21 protein-coding genes and 1 pseudogene are annotated in these 20,182 nt (G+C 66.4%); 9 read left to right on the top strand and 13 right to left on the bottom strand.

All coding sequences use genetic code 11. The annotated features are described in order from the left end of the window. Window positions 1-68 precede the first annotated feature (68 nt). From LDO29_RS24435 to LDO29_RS24420, 4 genes are all read right to left on the bottom strand, one after another. Window positions 69-1,061 carry a 2-hydroxyacid dehydrogenase gene (locus LDO29_RS24435; protein WP_224082325.1) on the bottom strand — a complete coding sequence of 331 codons (993 nt, stop codon included), beginning with the start codon at window positions 1,059-1,061 and terminating at the stop codon, window positions 69-71. 57 nt (window positions 1,062-1,118) lie between these two features. Beyond that, on the bottom strand, window positions 1,119-2,711 hold the full coding sequence (locus LDO29_RS24430) for an aspartate:alanine exchanger family transporter (protein WP_224082343.1): 1,593 nt from the start codon (window positions 2,709-2,711) through the stop codon (window positions 1,119-1,121). A 267-nt stretch (window positions 2,712-2,978) separates the two neighbouring features. Then, the gene (locus LDO29_RS24425; protein WP_224082324.1) at window positions 2,979-3,965 is read right to left on the bottom strand and encodes a Bug family tripartite tricarboxylate transporter substrate binding protein; all 987 of its coding nucleotides are present in this window, start codon (window positions 3,963-3,965) and stop codon (window positions 2,979-2,981) included. Between the two features lie 99 nt (window positions 3,966-4,064). Next, window positions 4,065-5,525, bottom strand: coding sequence for an amidase (locus LDO29_RS24420; RefSeq protein ID WP_224082323.1), 1,461 nt, complete (start codon window positions 5,523-5,525; stop codon window positions 4,065-4,067). A 129-nt stretch (window positions 5,526-5,654) separates the two neighbouring features. Here LDO29_RS24420 and LDO29_RS24415 point away from each other — a divergent pair, with 129 nt between their 5' ends. After that, window positions 5,655-6,575 (top strand): LysR substrate-binding domain-containing protein, encoded by a 921-nt coding sequence (locus tag LDO29_RS24415; RefSeq protein ID WP_224082322.1) that lies wholly within the window; start codon window positions 5,655-5,657, stop codon window positions 6,573-6,575. Between the two features lie 21 nt (window positions 6,576-6,596). Here the strand turns inward: LDO29_RS24415 and LDO29_RS24410 are convergent, their stop codons facing one another. After that, the gene (locus tag LDO29_RS24410) at window positions 6,597-7,031 is read right to left on the bottom strand and encodes a VOC family protein (protein ID WP_224082321.1); all 435 of its coding nucleotides are present in this window, start codon (window positions 7,029-7,031) and stop codon (window positions 6,597-6,599) included. An 83-nt stretch (window positions 7,032-7,114) separates the two neighbouring features. Between LDO29_RS24410 and LDO29_RS24405 the strand changes: the two are divergent. Continuing rightward, a pseudogene (locus LDO29_RS24405) lies at window positions 7,115-7,426 on the top strand (LysR substrate-binding domain-containing protein); the annotation flags it as partial. Window positions 7,427-7,457: 31 nt separating this feature from the next. On the opposite strand, the gene LDO29_RS24400 reads toward LDO29_RS24405, so the two are convergent. From LDO29_RS24400 to LDO29_RS24385, 4 genes are all read right to left on the bottom strand, one after another. Next, the gene (locus LDO29_RS24400; RefSeq protein ID WP_224082320.1) at window positions 7,458-9,080 is read right to left on the bottom strand and encodes an ATP-binding protein; all 1,623 of its coding nucleotides are present in this window, start codon (window positions 9,078-9,080) and stop codon (window positions 7,458-7,460) included. Window positions 9,081-9,129: 49 nt separating this feature from the next. Next, entirely contained in the window at window positions 9,130-9,807 is a 678-nt protein-coding gene (locus LDO29_RS24395) for an alpha/beta hydrolase (protein WP_224082319.1), read from the bottom strand. Between the two features lie 90 nt (window positions 9,808-9,897). Then, complete coding sequence (locus LDO29_RS24390) at window positions 9,898-10,209, bottom strand: hypothetical protein (protein WP_224082318.1); 312 nt, start codon at window positions 10,207-10,209, stop codon at window positions 9,898-9,900. Window positions 10,210-10,352: 143 nt separating this feature from the next. Beyond that, window positions 10,353-11,174, bottom strand: coding sequence for a CDP-diacylglycerol diphosphatase (locus LDO29_RS24385; RefSeq protein ID WP_224082317.1), 822 nt, complete (start codon window positions 11,172-11,174; stop codon window positions 10,353-10,355). A 496-nt stretch (window positions 11,175-11,670) separates the two neighbouring features. Here LDO29_RS24385 and phnC point away from each other — a divergent pair, with 496 nt between their 5' ends. The 5 genes from phnC to LDO29_RS24360 all read left to right on the top strand — a co-directional run bounded on the left by phnC (window position 11,671) and on the right by LDO29_RS24360 (window position 15,489). Beyond that, window positions 11,671-12,516, top strand: coding sequence for a phosphonate ABC transporter ATP-binding protein (phnC, locus tag LDO29_RS24380; protein ID WP_224082316.1), 846 nt, complete (start codon window positions 11,671-11,673; stop codon window positions 12,514-12,516). 71 nt (window positions 12,517-12,587) lie between these two features. Further along, window positions 12,588-13,568 (top strand): phosphonate ABC transporter substrate-binding protein, encoded by a 981-nt coding sequence (gene phnD / locus LDO29_RS24375; protein WP_224082315.1) that lies wholly within the window; start codon window positions 12,588-12,590, stop codon window positions 13,566-13,568. A gap of 83 nt (window positions 13,569-13,651) precedes the next feature. Next, window positions 13,652-14,464 carry a phosphonate ABC transporter, permease protein PhnE gene (phnE, locus tag LDO29_RS24370; RefSeq protein ID WP_224082314.1) on the top strand — a complete coding sequence of 271 codons (813 nt, stop codon included), beginning with the start codon at window positions 13,652-13,654 and terminating at the stop codon, window positions 14,462-14,464. Between the two features lie 36 nt (window positions 14,465-14,500). Next, entirely contained in the window at window positions 14,501-15,037 is a 537-nt protein-coding gene (locus LDO29_RS24365) for a phosphonate degradation HD-domain oxygenase (protein WP_224082313.1), read from the top strand. Beyond that, complete coding sequence (locus tag LDO29_RS24360; protein ID WP_224082312.1) at window positions 15,034-15,489, top strand: GNAT family N-acetyltransferase; 456 nt, start codon at window positions 15,034-15,036, stop codon at window positions 15,487-15,489. Before LDO29_RS24365 ends, LDO29_RS24360 begins: the two co-directional genes overlap by 4 nt. 19 nt (window positions 15,490-15,508) lie before the next feature. Here LDO29_RS24360 and phnN read toward each other — a convergent pair whose 3' ends face one another. The 4 genes from phnN to phnF form a co-directional block, all read right to left on the bottom strand. Next, entirely contained in the window at window positions 15,509-16,075 is a 567-nt protein-coding gene (gene phnN / locus LDO29_RS24355) for a phosphonate metabolism protein/1,5-bisphosphokinase (PRPP-forming) PhnN (protein WP_224082311.1), read from the bottom strand. After that, window positions 16,072-16,785 carry a DUF1045 domain-containing protein gene (locus tag LDO29_RS24350; RefSeq protein WP_224082310.1) on the bottom strand — a complete coding sequence of 238 codons (714 nt, stop codon included), beginning with the start codon at window positions 16,783-16,785 and terminating at the stop codon, window positions 16,072-16,074. The genes phnN and LDO29_RS24350 overlap by 4 nt, the downstream gene beginning before the upstream one ends. A 1-nt stretch (window position 16,786) precedes the next feature. Next, entirely contained in the window at window positions 16,787-18,004 is a 1,218-nt protein-coding gene (locus LDO29_RS24345; RefSeq protein ID WP_224082309.1) for an alpha-D-ribose 1-methylphosphonate 5-triphosphate diphosphatase, read from the bottom strand. 104 nt (window positions 18,005-18,108) lie between these two features. Next, on the bottom strand, window positions 18,109-18,843 hold the full coding sequence (gene phnF / locus LDO29_RS24340) for a phosphonate metabolism transcriptional regulator PhnF (protein WP_224082308.1): 735 nt from the start codon (window positions 18,841-18,843) through the stop codon (window positions 18,109-18,111). Between the two features lie 234 nt (window positions 18,844-19,077). On the opposite strand from phnF, the gene phnG reads away from it, so the two are divergent. Together phnG and phnH are read left to right on the top strand one after the other, a co-directional pair. Beyond that, a complete protein-coding gene (gene phnG, locus LDO29_RS24335) occupies window positions 19,078-19,563 on the top strand; it encodes a phosphonate C-P lyase system protein PhnG (protein WP_224082307.1) in 486 nt (161 codons plus the stop codon). A 1-nt stretch (window position 19,564) separates the two neighbouring features. Next, the gene (gene phnH / locus LDO29_RS24330) at window positions 19,565-20,182 is read left to right on the top strand and encodes a phosphonate C-P lyase system protein PhnH (RefSeq protein WP_224082306.1); all 618 of its coding nucleotides are present in this window, start codon (window positions 19,565-19,567) and stop codon (window positions 20,180-20,182) included.

The following is a 20,182-nucleotide window of genomic DNA, read 5'->3' as shown; positions in this document are numbered from 1 at the left end:
TGGCACGCCGCACGCAGAGAGCGGCCGGCTTTCCTGCCGTGTTGCTCCCTGCGTACGCGTGTTCTGCGTCAGGCCTTGATTTCATTCGTCAGCGCCAGGCCGGATTCGAATTCGGTCACGCTGCGCAGGGTCGTCTGGCAGATCGTCGACACGGCTTCGCGCGTGAGGAAGGCCTGATGCCCGGTCACGATGACATTGGGAAACGAAACCAGCCGCTGCATCACGTCGTCGGCGATGATGGTGCTCGACAGATCGCGGAAGAACAGGTCTGCTTCCTGCTCGTAGACGTCCAGCGCCAGCCCGCCCAGTTGCCGGCTCTGCAGCGCATCGATCGCGGCCTCGGTATCGAGCAACCCGCCACGGCTGGTGTTGACCAGCAGTGCTCCCGGCTTCGCGCGCGCCAGCGCGTCGGCGTCGATGATGTGGTAGGTCTGCGGAGTCAGCGGACAGTGCAGGGAAATGATGTCGGCACTGGCGCCGATTTCACCGGGCTGGGCATAACGGCCGCCCAGAGCCTCGAATTCGGGCGTGGGAAACGCATCGTAGCCAATCACTTCGCAGCCGAATCCGAGCATGATGCGGGAAAATACGCGCCCGATCTTGCCGGTGCCAACCACGGCGACGGTCTTGCCGCAGAAGTCGAACCCCATCAGGCCGTCGAGGGAAAAATTGAAATCCCGGGTGCGGTTGTAGGCGCGATGGATCTTGCGGTTGATTGCCAGCAGCAAGGCCACGGCATGCTCTGCTACCGAATTGGGCGAGTACGTGACGACGCGTACCACCTTCATGCCGAGATCTGCTGCGGCTTTGAGGTCGACGTTGTTGAATCCGGTGCAGCGCAGGGCGACCAGCGATGTTCCGCCATGCCTGAGTGCATCAAGCACGGCGGCATCTGCGGCATCGTTCACGAAGATGCAGACGGCGCCATGGCCGGCGGCCAGGCCGACAGTGCCGATGCCTAGCGGGACATCGAAGAAGTTGAGCTGATGGCCTTCGGCAATATTGGCGGCAGCCAGATACTCACGGTCATAGGGCTTGGCGCTGAATACGGCAACTTTCATGGCTTGTCTCCCGGGAAAGATGCGGCCCTGGGCTGCGGGCGGGAACGCGTGGCCGGGCTACCTGCTGGCCAGGGCCATGGCAATCTCGACGAACAGGATTTTCGCGATGGTCATCGAAGGAAAGATCATGGCGTAGCCCACGTCCGGCTGCTCCGTAGGCGCTACGCGATTGGCAAAGGCCAGGATCGCCGGATTCCCCGTCGCCCCGCAGATGACGCCCGCGGCCACATCGAAGGGCATCTTGAAGATCCACAGGCAAACCACAGCCGTGACCAGCACGAGCACCAGGACAATGAGAAGGCTGTAAAGGAGGAAGGAAGCGCCGGTCGTGGCAATCGTCGCAAAGAATTTTGGCCCGGACGATATCCCCACTTGTGCCAGAAAGATGGTGAGCCCGAAATTGCGCAACACGAGATTGGCCGAAAGCGGCATGGTCCAGACGAGCGGGCCGGACCGACGGATCTTGCCCAGGCAGAGCGCGATCAGCAGCAATGCGGCCAGCCCGAGGGTCAGCTTGCCGGCGCCCGGTATCGGGAGCGGGATCATGCCCGCCAACAGGCCCGCCGCAGCGCCGATGCCGATCGAAATGAAGCTCAATTCGGCGGTGCCCTTGATGGAATCGCCGAAGAACTGGCGCATCGCCTTGATGTGGGCGCGATTCACGAGCAGCCCGACCCGATCCCCCATTTCCAGGATGAGTTCGGGGCTGGGCAGCATGTCAGCGTCGCCCCTGCGTACCTGGACGATCGAGCTGGCGACGCCGTCGGGAAAGCGGATGTCGCGCAGCGCCAGCCCGACCACTGCGCGGCTCGAGGCAAACACGCGGATATAGTCGAGATCCTCCCGATGACTGCTTATCCGGCCGGGCTGCAACTCTCCCAGCAGGGCAGCGGCCTCCCGAAGCAGTGCGGGCTCCGTGGAAGTCGCGAGCAGGACATCGTCCGCGCGCAAGACAAGGTCTTCCGCCGGTAACTGGTTATGGTGCTCCCGACGCACCGCTGCAATGGTCAGGCCGGCAGGCAATTGCGCTCTCAGCTGGGAGAACCTGAGGCCGATGAGCCCGGGATTGCGCAGGGAAATCTCGGCGGTCTCAATGACCTTTGCCGCCGGCGCCTCGATCTTCGCCTTCAGCGCCGCGCCAAGCACATAGAGGAGCAGGATCGGGCCCGCGACCCCGAAGGGATAGGCCACGCTGTAGCCAACCGCGGCACCGTCGCCCTTCATGGCCGCAATGACGGCCTGCAAGGTCGCCGTGCTGGTCCCGGCGCCGGCGAAGATCCCCAGCGACTCATCGAGATCCAGCCCGAACATCGGCACCAGCGCCAGCGACACCATGCCGGCGCCGACAACGCCCAGGACGGCCGCGGCGTTGGCCTTGAGCCCCCTGGCACTGGTCAGGCCCTCGAAGAACTGGGCGCCGTACTGGATGCCAATGCCATAGAGGAACAGCAGCAGGCCCAGGGTCCCGACCAGCGCGGGTGGCGCGGCCTTGGGAGCAAAGCCCCCGATGGCCAGGCCGACAAACAGTACCGCCCCGGACCCGAGCGCAACACCCTTGATATTGATCTCGCCGACCACGTAGCCCAGTGCAACCGTGAGGAGCAAGGTGAACAAGGGCTGGGCTTCCAACAAGGCCCTGACTGCATCCATTGCCGGCTCCCCTTTTTGCCAGAAAATCAGCAGCACAGGCCGGTATCGCGCGCGGAAATGATGCGAGGAGGCAGCGCATGCCCTCCGTGTCCGGGCCTGAATTTGCAGAGTAGGCGAATTGCGCCGGACGTCAAATCGATTCCACGGCCGGGTCTATGCCGGGAACCGCCGGCATTGCCGGGCCAGCGAATCCGGCGCCCCGTGAGGCCGGGGCAAGCCACGCGCAGGCAGCTGCCCTGCCCTGGTGCCCGGCAGTCGTCTGCTGCCCTACTCCACGCGAATGTCCGCCCGTGCCGCGACCGCCCGCATCTCAGGCAGTTCCTTTTCCACGCGCGCCCTCACCGCCGCGCCATTGCCATAGGCCGGGGTCAGGCCCAGTTCGACCATCCTGGCCTTGGTCGCCGGCGCATTAGCTACTTCGGCAAGGGCCTTTTCCAGCTTTTGCTGTACCGGCGCCGGCAGCCCCGCCGGCGCCATCAGCGCGAACCAGGTGCCCATCTGGAAACCCGGGTAGCCGCTTTCCGCCACGGTGGGTACCTGCGGCAGCGCGGGCAGGCGCTGCGCCGACAGCACCGCCAGTGGCTTGATTTTCCCGCCCTTGATCAACGGCAGGCTGGCCACCACGGTATCGACTGCGACCTGGACCTGGCCGCCTGCCAGCGCGGTCAGGCTGGGTGCGCTGCCGTTGAACGGGACGTGAACCATGCGCGTGCCGGTGGCGGCTTTGAGCATCTCGCCACCGAAATGCACCGACGAGCCCGCACCGAAGGAGCCATAGGAGAACTTGTCCGGACTCGCCTTCGCCTGCGTCACCAGGTCCTTCAGTGAACTCACGGGGACCTCGGGGTTGGCCACCAGCACCAGGCTCATGTCGGCCACCAGCCCCAGTGGCGTGAAGCTCTTGACGGGGTCATACGCCAGGCCCTGTCGGATGGCCGGGTTCAGCGTCAGCGTGGTGCTGGCAGCAAGCAGCAGCGTGTAGCCATCGGGCGCGGCCTTGGCGACCTGCGTGGCGCCGATCACCGTACTGGCGCCGGGCTTGTTTTCGACCACCACGGACTGGCCAAGCTTCTCGCCAAGGCCGACCGCAAGCAAGCGGCCCAGTACGTCAGTCGCACCGCCGGCCGCAAAGGGCACCACCAGCCGGACTGGGTGGTCTGGATAGGACGGCCCCTGCGCCGCGGCCGGCGCCGCGGCCAGCACCGCCGCCAGTCCGGCGCATGCAAGGAAAAGTTTCGTGGGCGTTGCGGTCATCGGTTCAACTCCTGCCTGCGGCTTTGGGAAAACGAAGGGAAGACGAAGCCATGCGGGCGGCGGGTTGCCGCCCGTGGGACAAACTCGACGGTTCGGTGTCTACGCCAGCCAGGGGCTGCGCACGCGTGAGAAGCCGCCCGCCTGGTCATAGGCGTGGCCGAGCTGCAGCACGGCGGCGTCGGCCTGGGCCGGGCCGATGATCTGGATGCCGGCCGGCAGCCCTTGGGGGCCGAAGCCCGCGGGCGCCGCTAAGGCGGGCAGGCCCGACATCGTCGCCGGCACCACGGCCTGCATCCAGCGGTGATAGGTATCCATGTCGCGGCCGTCGATGGCATGCGGCCAGTCCAGGCCGGCATCGAACGGGAAGACCTGTGCCGCCGGCATGACCAGGTAGTCGAAGCGCTCGAACAGCCCGCGCAGCGCTTGGTACCAGGCACTGCGCACAGTCATGGCCTCATATACGCGCGATCCGGACAGGGCCAGCCCGCGTTCGATTTCCCAGACGGCTTCGGGCTTGAGTTGGGCGCGTTTGGCGCGGTCGCGGTAGAGCGCGCCGTTGGCGCCCGCGACGGCAAAGCTGCGCAGGTCGATCCATGCCTGCCACAGGCGCTCCAGGTCGAAGTCCGGCCGTGCCGCATCGATCATGCAGCCCAGCCCACGCAGATGGCCCAGCGCGATGACGCAGGTGTCGAGCAGGCCGGCCTCCGTCGGCAGGTGTCCGCCGAGGTCGCCGAGCCAGCCGATGCGCACGCCCGTCCAGTCGCGCTCCGGCGGCAGGACGAAGCTGCCCGGGGCCTCGGCGCGGCGCGTGAGCGGCAGGCGCGCGTCGAAGCCGGCCTGCACCGACAGCAGCAGCGCCAGGTCCGGCACATTGCGCGCCATCGGCCCGGCCACGCTGAACTGCTGGAAGAAGACTTCCTCGGCCGGCCCGTGCGGCACGCAGCCGAACGAGGTGCGCAGGCCATAGACATGGTTGAACGCGGCCGGCGTGCGCAGCGACCCCATCATGTCCGAGCCATCGGCTACTGGCAGCATGCGCAGCGCTACGGCCACAGCCGCCCCGCCGCTGCTGCCGCCGGCCGAACGCGCCGGATCCCAGGCGTTGCGGGTCGTGCCATAGACCGGGTTGTACGTGTGGCCGCCGAGGCCGAACTCGGGCGAATTGGTGCGGCCGACGAACAGTGCGCCGCCGGCGCGCATGCGCTCGAAGATCACGGCGTCGGTCTGGCTGACCTGCCCGGCGAAGATCGGCGAACCCTTGGTGGTGACCATGCCGGCGGCCGGCATGATGTCCTTGGGCGCCTGCGGAAAGCCGTGAATCGGACCACGGCTGGCGCCCCGGGCGAGTTCGTCGTCGAGGCCGGCCGCTGCCTTGCGCAGACGGTCGCGGTCGACCGGAGCCACGATGGCATTGACGCGCGGGTTGTGGCGGTCGATCTGCGCCAGGTATGTGTCGAGCACCTCCACGCACGATACCTCGCGCGCATGGATGGCCCGTGACAGGGCAACGGCGTCAAGGTCGAGGATGGAATCGGTCGCGGTGCTGGGAATCGCATTCATGGGCAGCCTGTCTTCTGTCGTGTCAGGAAAGAGCATAGGGGCGGCGTGGGTTTCCCACAATCGACGATTTTTTCAAATACCCTTGCGTAAAACGCAAACCTGGATGCAACCCTAACGGAGCCCGGACCGATGCTGTCGCACCGCCTGCAGGACACCTCGCTGCGCTATTTCCTGGAAGTCGTCCGCACCGGGTCGCTGACCGAGGCAGCGCAGCGGCTCAATGTCACGGTGTCCGCGGTCAGTCGCCAGGTGGCGGCGCTGGAGGCATTGCTGGGCGTGCCGCTGTTCGACCGCCGGCCGCGCGGCATGGTGGCCAGCGCCGCGGGCGAGCTGCTGGCCGCCTATGCGCTGCGCAATGCGCTGGAGGCCGATCGCGTGGTGACGGAGATTGCCGCGCTGCAGGGGCTGCGGCGCGGACGGGTGCGGGTGGCCAGCTCGGCCGGCTTCGCCATCGAGTTCCTGCCGCGCGCCATCGCCCGGTTTCGCGAGCGCTACCCGGGGCTGCATTTCCATGTGCGCGTGGCGCCTCCGGCGGAGGTGACGGGCATTGTGCTGCACGGCGATGCCGATATCGGCATCACGTACAGCCGGGCCGCCGAGCAAGGCATTCGCGTGGAACACCGCCAGCCCGCGCCCGTCATTGCCATCATGCGTCCCGACCACCCGCTCGCGCGGTTCCGCAGCATCACGCTGGCGCAGATGCAGGCCTATCCGCTGGCGCTGCCCGAAGGCGACAACACCGTGCGCCAGCTCTTCGACATTGCCTGCGGCGAGCGCGGCATCGCCTTCGAGCCGGTGTTGGTGAGCAACCAGTTCGAGACGCTGACCAGCTTCGTGCTGCACGGCGGCGGGCTGTCGATCTCGGGCGCGGTCACGGTCGGCGACCGCTTGCGCCGCGGCGAACTCCATGCCGCGACGATCCGCGAACGCGGCATGAAAAGCCGCGCCATCGAGCTGCAGACCCTGTCCGGGCGCACGCTGCCCGATGGCGTGCGTACTTTCCTCAGTTTCCTGCGTGACCGACTGGTGGACGAAGGTGCCGTGCCCTGAGCGCGTCCGGCTACTGCCGGCCTACTTGGCGAACAGCGAGGACATGTCGGCAAACGCCTTCAGCTCCAGCGCATTGCCCGACGGGTCCAGGAAGAACATGGTGGCCTGCTCGCCCACCTCGCCCTTGAAGCGGATATGCGGCTCGATCACGAATTCCACGCCCGCCGCGCGGAGCTTGTCGGCTGCGGCTTGCCAGGCGTCCATCGACAGCACCGCGCCGAAGTGGCGCACGGGCACGGCATGGCCGTCCACGGCGCTGGTGCCGTGGTGGCCGCATTCATCGGGCGCCAGGTGCGCCACGATCTGGTGGCCGTAGAAGTTGAAGTCGACCCACGCGTCCGAACTGCGGCCTTCGGGGCAGCCGAGCAACTCGCCATAGAACTCGCGCGCGCTGGCAAGGTTGTGGACCGGGAAGGCCAGGTGGAACGGGGGCAGGACGGCGGCGGGTGCGCTCATGGTTCGGGGCTCTCGAGGATCGGGGGACTTTGGGATGGTGCTGGCCATGAAAAGGGCGGCATCCATAGGGCCCAAGTCTATGCATGACGAATGATGATGAAAAGCGATATATTTTCGCACTGAGCAACCTGCGCCAGCAGCGGGTGGTGGTGCAGGAAGCAATCGAACTCGATGAGCTGGAAGGCATCGTGCAACTGGTGGCGCGCGGGCTGGGCGTCGGGCTGTCGCCGCGCACGTTGGCCGCAGCGCAATGGCCGCCGGGCGTCATGGCGTTGCCGCTGGGCGCGGATACGTTCTATCGCGAGGTCGGGCTGGTCGAGCGCGCGCCCCATAGCCGCCAGCCTGTTGCCAGCCGGCTGGCGGAGCGCATTGCCGAAGCCGCGCGGGCGCTGGCGGGATTGCCGCTACTGTCCCAGCGCCGGCCCGTCATTCGATCGCACGGAACTGCGCGCACAGTCGGAACACGTCTTCGGAAAGCGCTATCTGCTTCGCCTTGCCGTAGCGCGTGGCGAGCTTCATGAGTTCCTTGATGTCTCGCCCGCTCGCCTTCGGGTAGGCCGCGGTCAGTGCATCTACAAGCGTGTCGCACAGTGTCGCGCCGCACTGTTCGGCCTGCAGGCGCCACAGCCGTGCCGCGGCCGCCCGGCATGGTGTCTCGTACTGGATCGTGGCAATGCAACGCGACAGGATGGCGTCGTCCACGTCGCCGGTGCGGTTGGTCGTCATGAACAGCAACCCGCTGAAATATTCCAGCGTGCGCAGGAACTCCGCAACAATGGCGTTGTGCTCGAGATCGTTGTCGCGGCGGCGGATGTAGACGTCGGCCTCGTCCAGCAGCAGGACGGCATTCCAGCGCATGGCACGGCGCAGGATTTCCATGAGGGTGGCGCCGACCGATGCCGCGGTCGTGCCGAGCTGTCCGGAGTGCACGCGGTAGAGCGGCTTGCCGACGACTTCCGCATAGACCTCCGCAGTCAGCGTCTTGCCCAGTCCGGGCGCGCCCTGGCAGAGGATGGTCGTGCCGCCCGACTTGCCGGGCACGAAGTCCTGGACCAGCACTTCCATGTGCGAGGTCAGGATGTCGATCAGGTCGCGGTGGTGGTCTGGCAGCACCAGCTTGTCGCGCAGTTCGGGCCGGTACCGGTACTCGCTCAGGTGCTGGACATGCACCCAGATATTCTGGTGCCATTCCAGATGGAACAGGTGCACATAGCCGTGCAGCGGTACCTTCTCGAAGCCGCTGTCGACGCCGGCCCTGTGCCAGAACCCGGCATCGCAGGTCATCTCGAAGCGGCGCTCGAGCCGTTCTTCGTCATTGATGCAGCGCGCAGCCACGCCATCGCCGATGCGCGCGAGCGCGACGGCACCCTTCGCTTCGACCGTGAAGGCCGCCCGCGTGGCGATGAACTGCGCGCCGAAGCGGCGCTGGTAGCGCATGAACCGCTGCGCATGCTGCTCGTATTCGCGCTTGAACTCCGCGCACTCCTTGAAGTAGCCGAAATCGGCGAGCAGTTCCGGAATGGTGCGGTCGACGATTTCATCGCGCGTGACAATGATCGAAGTCGTCATGCCCGCCCGGCGGCGTGTGGGGTCGGTCAGTTCCGAGTTCGCGGACAGCATGGTGTTCGCCAGCATGTCGATCGCGACATACGGCATGCCCTGCTCCGGCTCCACATGGCGAATACGCTGGACCAGCCACGGCAGCAGCACGCCGTCGCGGCTGCGCTGGTACAGCCAGCCGTCGATGGCATCGCGCGAGAGATACGCGATCAGCCCTGCCACCAGCATCTCCAGGCCCGGAATGGTGCGGGCCTGCGGCGCATTGTAGATGTTGTCGAGCGCGAGCATCTGGAACAGCAGTTCGCGCTCGTTCTGCGCCTTGCTCAGCGTATAGAGCGAACTGAGCGAGTGCGCGTCGAACAGCCGCACCGACACCAGCATGTTGCCGTGGCAGACACCGTGGTCCCTGAGCTGCCGGGCCAGAGGCGACTCGGCCTCGATCATCGCGAGCAGCGGGTGGATCAGGGACTGCGGGATTTCGAAGTTCATGGATTGCGCTCCGTTAGCGTCGTCCCCCCTGGCCCACGCAACCAATGCGCTATGCCAGGAAGAAGCGGATGGCCTGCCCGACAATGGCCGGCTGGATGGCATGCGGGCCGTCGAACTCGACATACTCGATGTCGTAGCCGGACGCCCTCAGCCGGGCTGCATTGGTACGGCCGCTGGTCTGCACGGGCAGTTGTTCGTCGGCAAGCCCATGCGCGATGAAGACTTTCGGTGCGCCCTCCTGCACGAACACGGACATGAATCCGCCGGAGAACGCGATGACGTGGCTGGCAAGATCACCGTTGGTGATGCCGATCGACAGCGCATAGCTTGCGCCATCCGAAAAGCCGGCGAACGCCAGCTGATCGCGACGGAGCCGGTAGCGGGACGTGACCGCGGACAGCGCCTGGTGCAGCCGCTCCAGGTCGGGCCCGTTGCCGCCGATCACGATGTCCCACGTGGGAAACGTCGAATGCGGCGCCAGCACCAGGAACTTGTGCGCATCCGCATGCGGTTCGATGAACGGCAACACCTTCCCCGGAAACCCGCCGGCGCCGTGGAACATGACCAGCAGTGGCACCGGCGCGTCCAGGCCAAGCCCTTCCGGCACATACAGGACTGCGTCGCGCTCCTCGGCAATGCCGAGCCGGTGCCGGCCCGGCGGCAAGGGCGCCTGGGACGGGGCGGCATGCGTAAAGGCCATCCGGCCGAGCAGCGAAGGATCGAACATGGCAGGAACGGGGCGAGCGTCATTTGGTAATATGTAATATATCACCAAATGACGCGTGTGACGAGCCATGCCCGGACCACTACCCGGGCTTCAATGTGTGAGGTCTTGCTGATACACGAGGCGTTGCCCGTCGGCATTGGCCGCCGCCACTGCTTCGATGGCTGCGCTCTCTGGCAGCGGCCCGGCCAGGCTCAGTTCGAACTGGTCGCCAAGGATCGGGCGGGCAATCAGGAGCCGTTCGTCGTGGTGGCAGTACAAGGCGAAGCTGACGCCACGTTGCACGGCATGCTTCGCACCGGTGCAGAAGCGGGCGATGCAGATCGGGCAATTCCAGTCCCAGACATCCGGGGCGGACTCAGGCGCATTGGCATAGCACTGGATGAATTGTGATGGAGTCGCCATGAGCACCCCGCGCTCTCGGGTCGGATGTCATCAGCGTAGGACAAAGACGTCGGCGGCGCGGCCATTTTCTCGGCATCGTTTGACCAGACCCCAGCCGATTTTGGCTTGTGCGTCACGTACCGCGCGGGCACAAGCCTGCTGCATCACTGCAGCGCACGGCCGAGCCGGCAGGCGCGGTCCAGGAAATCGCTCGCATGGCCGGTGCTGCCCGACGCCGCATCAACGGGCTGGTCGACGACCATGAAGCCGGACGGCCCGTCCTGCCGCATCACGTAGGTGACGAACACACCGCGGTCCGCCAGGCGTTCCGGTTCGGCAAGGCTTTTCCGGACGGCGTTGAAGGCATTGAAGCGCATGGTGCTGTCGGATGACGGGATCAGCACCGCCCGCACAGGCTTGCCCTGGAAGCGGAAGTTGGCCCAGCCTTCGCTTGCCTTGCCCGCGATGTCCGCAATGAATGCGCGCGCGGCCTCGCTGATGCAATCGAGGTGGATGTGAAGCTGGTCCTGGCTGCGGGATGCCCGGGAGTTCACCGCCAGGCCAACCAGATCGTCCGGCACGTGCTTGCCGATCGCCTTGCCGACGATGCCGCGTACTTCCCAGCCGAACGCCCACTGGTTCCGGGTTTCGCCTTCCCACAGCGCCGGATCGTCCACGCCGGTCACCTTGTGGTCAGGAATCACGAGGTAATGGCTCGCGCCGATGGCATCCTTGTACAGCACCAGGCCGCGTTCGCGGTCAACGACGGCGCAATCGGCATGCCGCGCCTGTTCCGTGACCAGGCAGCGTTCCTGCACGTGCTGCCACAGGCTGTCCCGCGTGATGCCAGGCAGCCACAGGTCTTCCTGATGGCACTGCGCGGTCAGGGCCAGCGTCGAAAGGGCAACCAATGCAGCCCCCGCCATGCCGCGGCGCAGCCACGGGCGTCGGGAGACGGTCTTCAAGTCGGGGAGGAATGCGCGCATGGCGGCAATGATGGCATGGCAACGGCAAACAGCCTGAATAGCACCATGCCGTGACGGCACCGCTTTTCGACTGACGCAGTGGACTAGTACCGACCGTATCGGCCACCGTAGAAAGAGCCGCTGCGTGGATTGGAAATGATGAAAGCGCGGCTTCGCGCCCAGGTTTGCGCAGCGAGGAAGACTTCAGGCTCACGCTGGCTCCAGTCGCTCACCATCAGCGGGGCCGCACCGTCTTCCGACGTTGGGTAAACAGCTGCTCTGTGAAGAGCTGCCCGACCGGGAGTCCCCGGTACGGTGATCATACGAATCGTCACGCGCATCAGCGATTGCATAGAAGCCCGATTGAGGAAGATTCTGGAAAGCGATTATGACTATTGTGTGACGAAATTCAACTGCACGTCCTCTCTTTTTCTGCTCACCGCAGACGCGGCAATCGTCATCGTTCTGTCATGGGCTGCCGCCAGAATGCGTTCGTCATTCAAGCAAGGGAGTCGAGATGACGCATGCCATCGAAGTCCGCGGCCTGACCAAGTCGTTCCGCGCAGACCGCAAAGCGCTTGACGATGTCGCGCTGCACGTCGCGCCCGGCGAAATGGTCGCCCTGCTGGGCGCCTCTGGCTCCGGCAAGTCAACGCTGTTGCGCCACATTGCCGGCTTTGTCACCAGCGATGACCGTTGCGGGGAAATCCTCGTGAACGGCCGCACCGTCCAGCACAACGGACGCCTGGCGCGCAACGTACGCAGCGTTCGCTCGGAGATTGGTTTCGTATTTCAGCAGTTCAACCTGGTCGGCCGCTTGCCGGTCATGACCAATGTGCTGGTCGGCATGCTGTCGCGCCTGCCGAAGTGGCGCAGCCTGTTGCGCCTGTTCAAGGCCGACGAGATCCAGGCAGGTCTCGACGCGCTTGCCCAGGTTGGTATAGACGACTATGCGTTCCAGCGTGCCTCGACGCTATCGGGTGGCCAGCAGCAGCGCGCCGCCATTGCGCGCACGCTGGTGCAGAACGCGCGCGTGATCCTGGCCGATGAGCCGATCGCGTCGCTGGACCCGGAGTCGTCGCGCCGTGTCATGTCGCTGCTCGCGCAGATCAACCGCACACGGCAGGTGGCCGTGGTGGTGTCGCTGCACCAGGTGGACGTGGCGATGCGCTACTGCCCGCGCGTGGTCGCGCTGCGCCATGGCAAGGTGGTCTACGACGGCCCTTCCGCGTCGCTCACGCCGGACATGCTGCGCGACCTGTACGGGACCGAGGCGGAAGAACTGCTGCACGACACGCTGGCAGGCGAGCCGGACAGCGTGCCCGTTCCCGCGCTGGCCTCCATGAATCTCGCGGCGGCCTGACGGCTGCCGCCCCACGTGTTTCTCTCCAAGACGTTCTCCTTCTCCAAAACGAATTCCAACCGGAGTCATCCATGCTTCGCAGAACTTTTCTCGCCGTGGTTGCATCGGGCGTGGTCGCCATGCCCGCCTTTGCGCAGGACGCCAAGACGCTGAACATCGGCTTCATCTCGACGGAATCGTCGTCGAACCTGAAGTCGGCCTGGCAGCCGCTGATCGACGACCTCAGCAAGACGCTTGGCGTCACGGTCAAGCCGTTCTTTGCCTCGGACTATGCCGGCATCATCGAAGGCATGCGCTTCAACAAGGTCCAGATCGCGTGGTTCGGCAACAAGTCGGCCATGGAAGCCGTGGACCGCGCCAACGGCGAAGTGTTCGCCTCCGTGATCGACAAGGACGGGAACCCGGGCTACTGGTCGCTGCTGATCGTCAACAAGGACAGCGACATCAAAAGCGTGGAAGACGTCATCAAGCGCGGCAAGGAACTGAGCTACGGTGCCGGCGACCCGAACTCCACCTCGGGCACGGCCGTGCCGGGCTACTACCTGTGGGCCGCCCACAAGGTCGAGCCGAAGACGCTGTTCAAGGCCGTGCGCATCAGCAATCATGAAACCAACCTGCTGTCCGTGCTGAACAAGCAGGTCGACGTGGCCGTAAACAACACCGAGAACTTCGAGCGCTACCGCATCAACACGGGCAAGAACCCGTATGACCTGGTACGCGTGCTGTGGAAGTCGCCGCTGATCCCGGCAGACCCGATGGTCTACCGCAAGGACCTGCCGGCCGACCTGAAAAAGAAGATCCAGACCTTCTTCGTCAACTATGGCAAGGGCACCGACGCCGCGCGCGAGAAGGAGGTACTGGCCAAGCTGACGTACCAGGGCTTCCGTCCGTCCAGCGACGCGCAGCTTGTGCCGATCCGCCAGATCGAACTGGCCAAGGAGAAGGCCCGCATCGAGACCGATACCACGCTGGCCGCTGCCGACAAGCAGAAGCAGCTTGCCGACGTGTCGCGCCGCCTGGCGGATCTCGACAAGGCTGTCAGCGCCCAGTAACACCTCCCCCTTGCGGCTGGCGCACGCTGGTGCGGCCAGCCGCCGTATTTCGTTTTGTCTTCAAGCCACATCGGATTGTCCCCATGACCGTCACCACCAGGCCCGCCCTGCCGCCCTCCCCGCAAAGCCAGGCCCGGCCGCCGCGCACCCCGCTTTCCGTGATGCTGATCTGGGCAATCGTGCTGGCCATGCTTACCCTGTCCTGGAACGGCGCCGACATGCGCCCGCTGGACCTGCTGCGCGATTCCGGCAACATGGCGCAGTTTGCCGCCGACTTCTTCCCGCCTGATTTCCGCGACTGGCGGCACTATCTCGACGAAATGGTCGTGACCGTGCAGATTGCCGTATGGGGTACGGCCATGGCAGTCTTCATGGCTGTGCCGCTCGGCCTGCTGTGCTCGGCCAACATCGTGCCGGCATGGGTCTACCAGCCGGCACGCCGCGTCATGGATGCGTGCCGCGCCATCAACGAGATGGTCTTCGCCATGCTGTTCATCGTGGCCGTCGGGCTGGGTCCTTTCGCCGGGGTGCTGGCCCTGTGGATCCACACCACCGGGGTACTGGCCAAGCTGTTTGCCGAGGCGGTCGAGGCAATTGATCCGCGCCCGGTCGAAGGCGTGCGCGCCACTGGGGCGGGTCCGCTGGAAGAGATCGTCTACGGCGTCATTCCGCAAGTGCTGCCGCTGTGGCTGTCGTTCGCGCTGTACCGGTTCGAGTCGAACGTGCGTTCCGCTTCAGTGGTGGGCATTGTCGGCGCCGGCGGCATCGGCACCGTGCTGTGGGAGATTATCCGCAGCTTCCAGTACGGCCAGACCTGCGCCGTGATGATCATCATCATCGTGTTCGTGACGGTCATTGACGTGATCTCGGCGCAGATCCGTAAGGTGCTGGTCTGATCGGCACGACCATCCGAATACTACATACAGAATTTCATGCTGACTTTGCCCCGCATTGAATCGCTGTTTGCCAGCCACGGTACCGCCTGGTACGGCGGCGAGGCCATCAGCCAGACCGCCCACGCGCTGCAATGCGCGCAACTGGCCGAACAGGCCCGCGAACCCGAGCCGCTGATCGTCGCCGCATTCCTGCATGATGTCGGCCACCTGATGCTGGCCGAAAGCAGCACCACCGACATGCGGCACCAGGAAGCCGCCGCGGACGCGCTGTCGGAACTGTTCGGCCCGGACGTCACCGAACCGATCCGCCTGCACGTGGCGGCCAAGCGCTACCTGTGCGCGGTGGATGCCGGCTACTTCGGCGCGCTGTCCGAAGCTTCGGTCCACAGCCTGGCGCTGCAGGGCGGGCCCTACGACACAGCCCAGGCGAGCGCTTTCGCCGCCGCCCCATATGCGGAAGCGGCCATACGCCTGCGCCGCTACGATGACCTGGCCAAAGTGATCGACCTGGCCACGCCGCCGCTGGCACACTATCTGGACATGGCTGCACGCTGCGTGCGTCTTGCCGCATGAGTGATCCGGCCCTGACCCTGCGCGAGGTACAAGGCAGCGACGCCGAGCTGCGGCAACTGGCAGCGCTGCTCGCCACCATGGACGACGAGCCGTTGCTGCCGCTGGCCACCATGCGCGAGCGATACGCGGCGATGCAGCGCTTCCCGTTCTACCGCTGCTACCTGATGGTCGATGCGCAAGACGTGCCGCTGGGCACGTTCAGCCTGCTTCTGTTCCCGGTCATGGTCCACGACGGGCGCCCGGAAGCCATCGTAGAAGGTGTTGTCGTCGCGCCGCCGGCGCGCGGCACGGGCATCGGCAAAGCCATGATGCGCGAGGCCATGCGGCTGGCGCGCGAGGCTGGCGCCTGCAAGCTGGCCCTTTCCTCCAGTGCGCGGAGGCTGCGGGCGCATGCGTTCTATCGGGGGCTCGGGTTCACCGAGCACGGCATCAGCTTCAGTACGGCGTTGTAGGCGCCGGTCGGGCACCCAGTCAGACGCCAACCAGGCGCGCGAATGCTTCCGCCGAATCCTCCAGCGCGCCGCTGTTGTCGATCTCGACCAGACGGCACTGCGCCGGTACGGCGAAGTCCTCTGTCGCGCGCGCCAGGCGCCGGGCGATGGCCTCTTCGGATTCACGGCCGCGCTGGCGCAGCCGTGCCGCCAGCACTTCCGGCTTCACGCGCACATGCACCGCGCAAAGCTTCGGATAGCGCGCCACGGCATGCGGCAGGTACTCGCGCGAACCGTTGACGATGACCCTCAGGCCGCGCGCCAGCCATGGCTCGATCTCCAGGCCGATGCCGTAGTGCAGGCCATGGCTGCGCCAGTGCAAGGCCAGGCAGCCGAGTCCGGCGCGGCGCTCGAACTCGTCCGCCGATAGGGATACGGAGGCTTCATTGGCATCCGCGTCGCGCGTGATGTAGCGATGGGCCACGACAACGCGGTCGTCCGGCCCCAGCCGCGAATGCAGTGCGCGCAGCAGCGAATCCTTGCCGCTGCCCGATGGTCCCATCACGTAGAACAGGCCGGTGCCGTCGATGTTCGCGGGCTTGTTCATGGTTCCAGGTATGAGGCGCCGGCACCATCCACAGCGCGGCCATCAAAGCCATAGTGCCTGCCGACAACGAAGTCTTCCCCGGCCTTCGGCTGCACGAACACGCTGATGCCATCCACGCGCAGCGGCGCTTCCAGCAGCGTGCGGCAATCGGCGGACAGTCTTCCCAGCGCGGCATCGGCGTCCGCGGGTGCAAGCATGCCTGTCAGCGTGATATGGAACTTGAAGGTATCGAAGACATAGGGGTAGCCCCAGGCTTCGAGCATCTGGCGCTGCGCGGCCGTGAGCTGGTCCGGCTTGCGGCGCGCCACTTCGTCGGCGCTGGCCGGGGCGCGGAACAACTCGAACGCCTGCACGCATGCGTCGGCCAGTGCGTGCGTCTGGCGCGCGCCCGCCGTGTTCTCGTCCAGGCACCAGGCCAGGAAGCCGCGCAGCGAGCGCAGGACCAGCGGCGCATCGAACGCGGCGCGCTCTTTCGCAAATGCGCGGGCCGCGGCGTCGAGCATCAGCGCATCGGCGCCCTCGGCCAGCCTGAAAGGCGGCTTCAGGGTGGCATGCAGGCCATAGTGCGCGGGCGCGTCGACCCATGCCTGCGGCCGGTCCGGGTGGGGAAGCGCGGCGCCGGTGTCGGCGTCGCGGCCGAGCCACTGGCTGCCGAACGTGCGGAACGGCTCGCCGGGGGCCAGGTAGATGGCGTAGCGATGGACCTGCATGTCAGGCCGCCATGCTGTCGTTGCCGGCAAGGCCGGCGCCGGAAATATCGATCACGGGCAGCGACATGGCAGCGTGCCTGAGCTCGCCGCCAACGATCGTGCCGACGACGCGCGGCAGACCGGGCTGCCGGTCATCGACCACGATTGCGTCCGCGCGCAGGCCCGGTGCCAGCGCCCCGCGGTCGCGCAGGCCAGCGGCCCGCGCCGGGTTGCGCGATACCAGCTTCCAGGCGCCGGGGAGGTCCACGACGCCAAGCTGCGCGAGCTTGAACGCCGCCTGGAGCGGAGCCGGATAGTAGTAGTCGGAGGCCAGTACCGTACACAGGCCGGCCGACACCATTTCCGTGGCATTGGGTGCGCCGGTGTGGCTGGCACCGCGCATTACATTGGGCGCGCCGAACACGACATCATCGCCAAGCTGGCGGGCCGCGTGCGCGGTTTCTACCGTGAGCGGGAACTCGGCGATGCGGCAACCCTGCCGGTGGTAGTGCTGCCGCGTGGCCAGGTCCGGGTCGTCATGCGACGCCACGGGCAGGCCCGCGCCGCGCGCCGCGGCGATCATCCGGGACATGGCGGCCGGCACCTCCTGCGCGCGACGGCTGGCCGCGCGCAGACGGTTGCGAAAGGTCTCCATGTCGCACTCGGCGCGCTCCGCGTATTGCAGGACCTTGCGTTCGTCGCCGATGCGGCGGGCCATGGTCGGGAGATGGTCGTTGATGGCCAGCAGGCCGACGCGCCCGGACGCCATCCATGCGAGCGCCGTTTCCACGCCGTCGAGATGGTGAGCCTCGAAGCGCAGGTGCACCTTGTGCGACGCGCCAAGCACCGGCCCGAGCTGGGCTAGCGCTTCGAACATCCGCAGCGCATACGCCTCGCCGCGCAGGCCGCCCTCCCACGACAGCGTCACGCCGTGGAACTCGGTGGTGATGCCATGCGCCAGAAGCTGACGGTCAACGTCGAGCAGCGCGCCCGCATAGGGAAAACTCACCCCGGGCCTCGGCATCACGGCGCGTTCGAAGGCATCGCCATGGACGTCGACGATGCCGGGCAACACCAGCAGCTCGCCCGCATCGAGGCAAGGCCCTGCCTGCGGCACCTGCTGCGCCACGCAGCCGTCATGGAACCCCAGCGTGGCCGGGACGATGCCGCCGGTGCCCAGCACACGGCGGCCTGTGATCCCCGCGAGCGGGGCCGAAGTAGCTTGGCTAGTCATCTGCATGGGTAACACGTTAGCGCGGGCACATGACAACCAGATGTCTAGACCAATGGATCATGGCGCTATCGTCCTGGCTTGTCACGAGGTCCTTCACGGTGCTCCAGGTGCTATTCACTGTCGGAAACGGTGAGCTGGACCCAGTCTCCCGCAAAACGGGTCATGCTGTACTGGAGCGGCGCGCCGTCGATATCGACGTTTAGCGCCTCCACCTGCAGCACGGGTCGAGTCTTTGGCTGGTTCAGCAGCCGCGCGACGGGCGCACTCGGCATCGACGCCGTGATGCGCGACCACTTGCGCGTGTAGTCCGCTATGCCGAAGTGCGCCAGCGCGCGCGAGATCGACAGCTTCTCTCGCACCTGCTCGGCCAAGCCGGGAAAGCGCTTGCTGTCGAAATAGTGCTCGGCGACGTCGATGGTGCGGTCTTCGGCCTTGCCGATCATCTGCACGTGCAGGATGTCCGCCGTGCGCGGCAAGCCGAGGTGCTTCGCCACTTCCGGTGCCCGCACCACATGGCTGTCCAGTATCTCGATGTGGCCGCGCATGCCCTGCGCGGCCAGGTTCTGCGAAAAGCGCGTGCGGCGCCCGATCGCGTAGTCGATCGCGTGTTCCTGCACGAAAGTGCCGCGGCCCTGCTCGATCCGCACCAGGCCGTTCAGCTCCAGCTCGCCCATGGCGCGGCGGATGGTGTGGCGGTTGACCGCAAAGCGGCTGGCCAGCTCCGGTTCCGGCGGCAGTTGTTCACCAGGGCCATACAGCTTGTTGCGGATGTCCTCCGCCAGCGCCTCGCCAATCTGGCGCCATACCGCGACGCCGGAACCCCGTTCGACTTCTCGATCAGACATTGTCTTGCCTTGCCTTTTGTCATCAAGCATTCACCGGCGCGGATTTCACTGGAGGCATGCTGCGGCTCGCCAGTGTTCATCCGGTCCGTACCCGTGATTGTGCCTCAGCGCCGGCGTATGGCGTTCGAGCCCGAGCATTGGCCTGATTCGTCATAAAAACTTCATGGCAGTGTGTTCTAGTATCGCCGTGCTGAGACTGCTAACATCTAAACGTATAGACGTATAGGGGTAACAATGCAAGACGATACCACGACGGATGCCAACACGGCCCGCGCCGCGTGGCTGCGCATCCTGGCGCTGGCGCAGCCGGCCGCGCTGGATGCGGCCTACGCGCAACTTTCGGGGCAAGGCGCCCTGCCCGCCTACCGCCTGCTGCGCAAGCCCGAAGCCGGCATGGCAATGGTGCGCGCCCGTGCCGGTGGCACCGGCGCGCAGTTCAACCTCGGCGAGGTCTCGGTGACGCGCTGCGCCATCGTGCTCGAAGGCGGGACAGATGGCGGCACCGCGGGGGTCGCATACGTGCAGGGCCGCGGCACGCGCCACGCCGAGCAGGCCGCCGTGCTGGACGCCCTGCTCCAGCGCGCCGACTGGCACCAGCGCGTGCGGGAAACGGTGCTCGCGCCGCTTGCGCAGGCCCAGGCCGAACGCGCAGCCAGCCGGGCGGGCGTTGCCGCACAGACGCGCGTGGAGTTTTTCACCATGGTTCGCGGAGAAGACTGACATGCAACCGCTCCAACCCACCACTGCCGCCGCGAGCGCATCATTGCTGCCCGGCTTCGGCAATCCGGTCGAAGACGCCCAGCAGGTGTTCCGCGCCACGCTCGATGCCATGGCCCGGCCTGGCACCGTGCAGCCGTTGCCCGCCACCAGCGGCGTGCCGGAGGGCCTTTCGCCAGCCCAGGCCGCGCTGCTGCTGACGCTGGCCGACGCCGATACCCCGGTCTGGCTGCCGGCAGGCGTGCCTGCCGCCGTGCGTGCCTTCCTACGCTTCCACTGCGGCTGCCCGCTGGTGGACGAGGTCGGCGCCGCCACCTTTGTCTGCGTTCCCGCCGGTCACGCGCAACCGCCGCTGGCCGCTTGCGCGCAGGGCGAGCCGGCCTATCCGGACCGGTCCGCGACGCTCATCGTGGAAGTCGCATCGCTCGCCGACGGCGAAACGCTGACGCTGCACGGTTCCGGCATCGAGACCACCCAGGCACTGCGTGTGACCGGCCTGCCCGGCGGCTTCCGCGCGAGCTGGCGCGCCAATCATGCTGCGTTCCCCCTCGGCGTGGACCTGCTGCTGACAAGCGGCGACCAATTCTGCGCACTTGCGCGCACCACGCAACTGGAGGACTGA

This window comes from Cupriavidus laharis (assembly GCF_914271435.1).
Lineage (GTDB): Bacteria > Pseudomonadota > Gammaproteobacteria > Burkholderiales > Burkholderiaceae > Cupriavidus > Cupriavidus laharis.
This window is presented reverse-complemented; position numbering and strand designations above follow the sequence as displayed.

Excerpts from the sequence above, each read along its gene's own strand:
- LDO29_RS24435 (WP_224082325.1), bottom strand. The coding sequence starts at position 1,061 with ATGAAAGTTGCCGTATTCAGCGCCAAGCCCTATGACCGTGAGTATCTG.
- LDO29_RS24430 (WP_224082343.1), bottom strand. The coding sequence starts at position 2,711 with ATGGATGCAGTCAGGGCCTTGTTGGAAGCCCAGCCCTTGTTCACCTTG.
- LDO29_RS24425 (WP_224082324.1), bottom strand. The coding sequence starts at position 3,965 with ATGACCGCAACGCCCACGAAACTTTTCCTTGCATGCGCCGGACTGGCG.
- LDO29_RS24420 (WP_224082323.1), bottom strand. The coding sequence starts at position 5,525 with ATGAATGCGATTCCCAGCACCGCGACCGATTCCATCCTCGACCTTGAC.
- LDO29_RS24415 (WP_224082322.1), top strand. The coding sequence starts at position 5,655 with ATGCTGTCGCACCGCCTGCAGGACACCTCGCTGCGCTATTTCCTGGAA.
- LDO29_RS24410 (WP_224082321.1), bottom strand. The coding sequence starts at position 7,031 with ATGAGCGCACCCGCCGCCGTCCTGCCCCCGTTCCACCTGGCCTTCCCG.
- LDO29_RS24400 (WP_224082320.1), bottom strand. The coding sequence starts at position 9,080 with ATGAACTTCGAAATCCCGCAGTCCCTGATCCACCCGCTGCTCGCGATG.
- LDO29_RS24395 (WP_224082319.1), bottom strand. The coding sequence starts at position 9,807 with ATGTTCGATCCTTCGCTGCTCGGCCGGATGGCCTTTACGCATGCCGCC.
- LDO29_RS24390 (WP_224082318.1), bottom strand. The coding sequence starts at position 10,209 with ATGGCGACTCCATCACAATTCATCCAGTGCTATGCCAATGCGCCTGAG.
- LDO29_RS24385 (WP_224082317.1), bottom strand. The coding sequence starts at position 11,174 with ATGCGCGCATTCCTCCCCGACTTGAAGACCGTCTCCCGACGCCCGTGG.
- phnC (WP_224082316.1), top strand. The coding sequence starts at position 11,671 with ATGACGCATGCCATCGAAGTCCGCGGCCTGACCAAGTCGTTCCGCGCA.
- phnD (WP_224082315.1), top strand. The coding sequence starts at position 12,588 with ATGCTTCGCAGAACTTTTCTCGCCGTGGTTGCATCGGGCGTGGTCGCC.
- phnE (WP_224082314.1), top strand. The coding sequence starts at position 13,652 with ATGACCGTCACCACCAGGCCCGCCCTGCCGCCCTCCCCGCAAAGCCAG.
- LDO29_RS24365 (WP_224082313.1), top strand. The coding sequence starts at position 14,501 with ATGCTGACTTTGCCCCGCATTGAATCGCTGTTTGCCAGCCACGGTACC.
- LDO29_RS24360 (WP_224082312.1), top strand. The coding sequence starts at position 15,034 with ATGAGTGATCCGGCCCTGACCCTGCGCGAGGTACAAGGCAGCGACGCC.
- phnN (WP_224082311.1), bottom strand. The coding sequence starts at position 16,075 with ATGAACAAGCCCGCGAACATCGACGGCACCGGCCTGTTCTACGTGATG.
- LDO29_RS24350 (WP_224082310.1), bottom strand. The coding sequence starts at position 16,785 with ATGCAGGTCCATCGCTACGCCATCTACCTGGCCCCCGGCGAGCCGTTC.
- LDO29_RS24345 (WP_224082309.1), bottom strand. The coding sequence starts at position 18,004 with ATGCAGATGACTAGCCAAGCTACTTCGGCCCCGCTCGCGGGGATCACA.
- phnF (WP_224082308.1), bottom strand. The coding sequence starts at position 18,843 with ATGTCTGATCGAGAAGTCGAACGGGGTTCCGGCGTCGCGGTATGGCGC.
- phnG (WP_224082307.1), top strand. The coding sequence starts at position 19,078 with ATGCAAGACGATACCACGACGGATGCCAACACGGCCCGCGCCGCGTGG.
- phnH (WP_224082306.1), top strand. The coding sequence starts at position 19,565 with ATGCAACCGCTCCAACCCACCACTGCCGCCGCGAGCGCATCATTGCTG.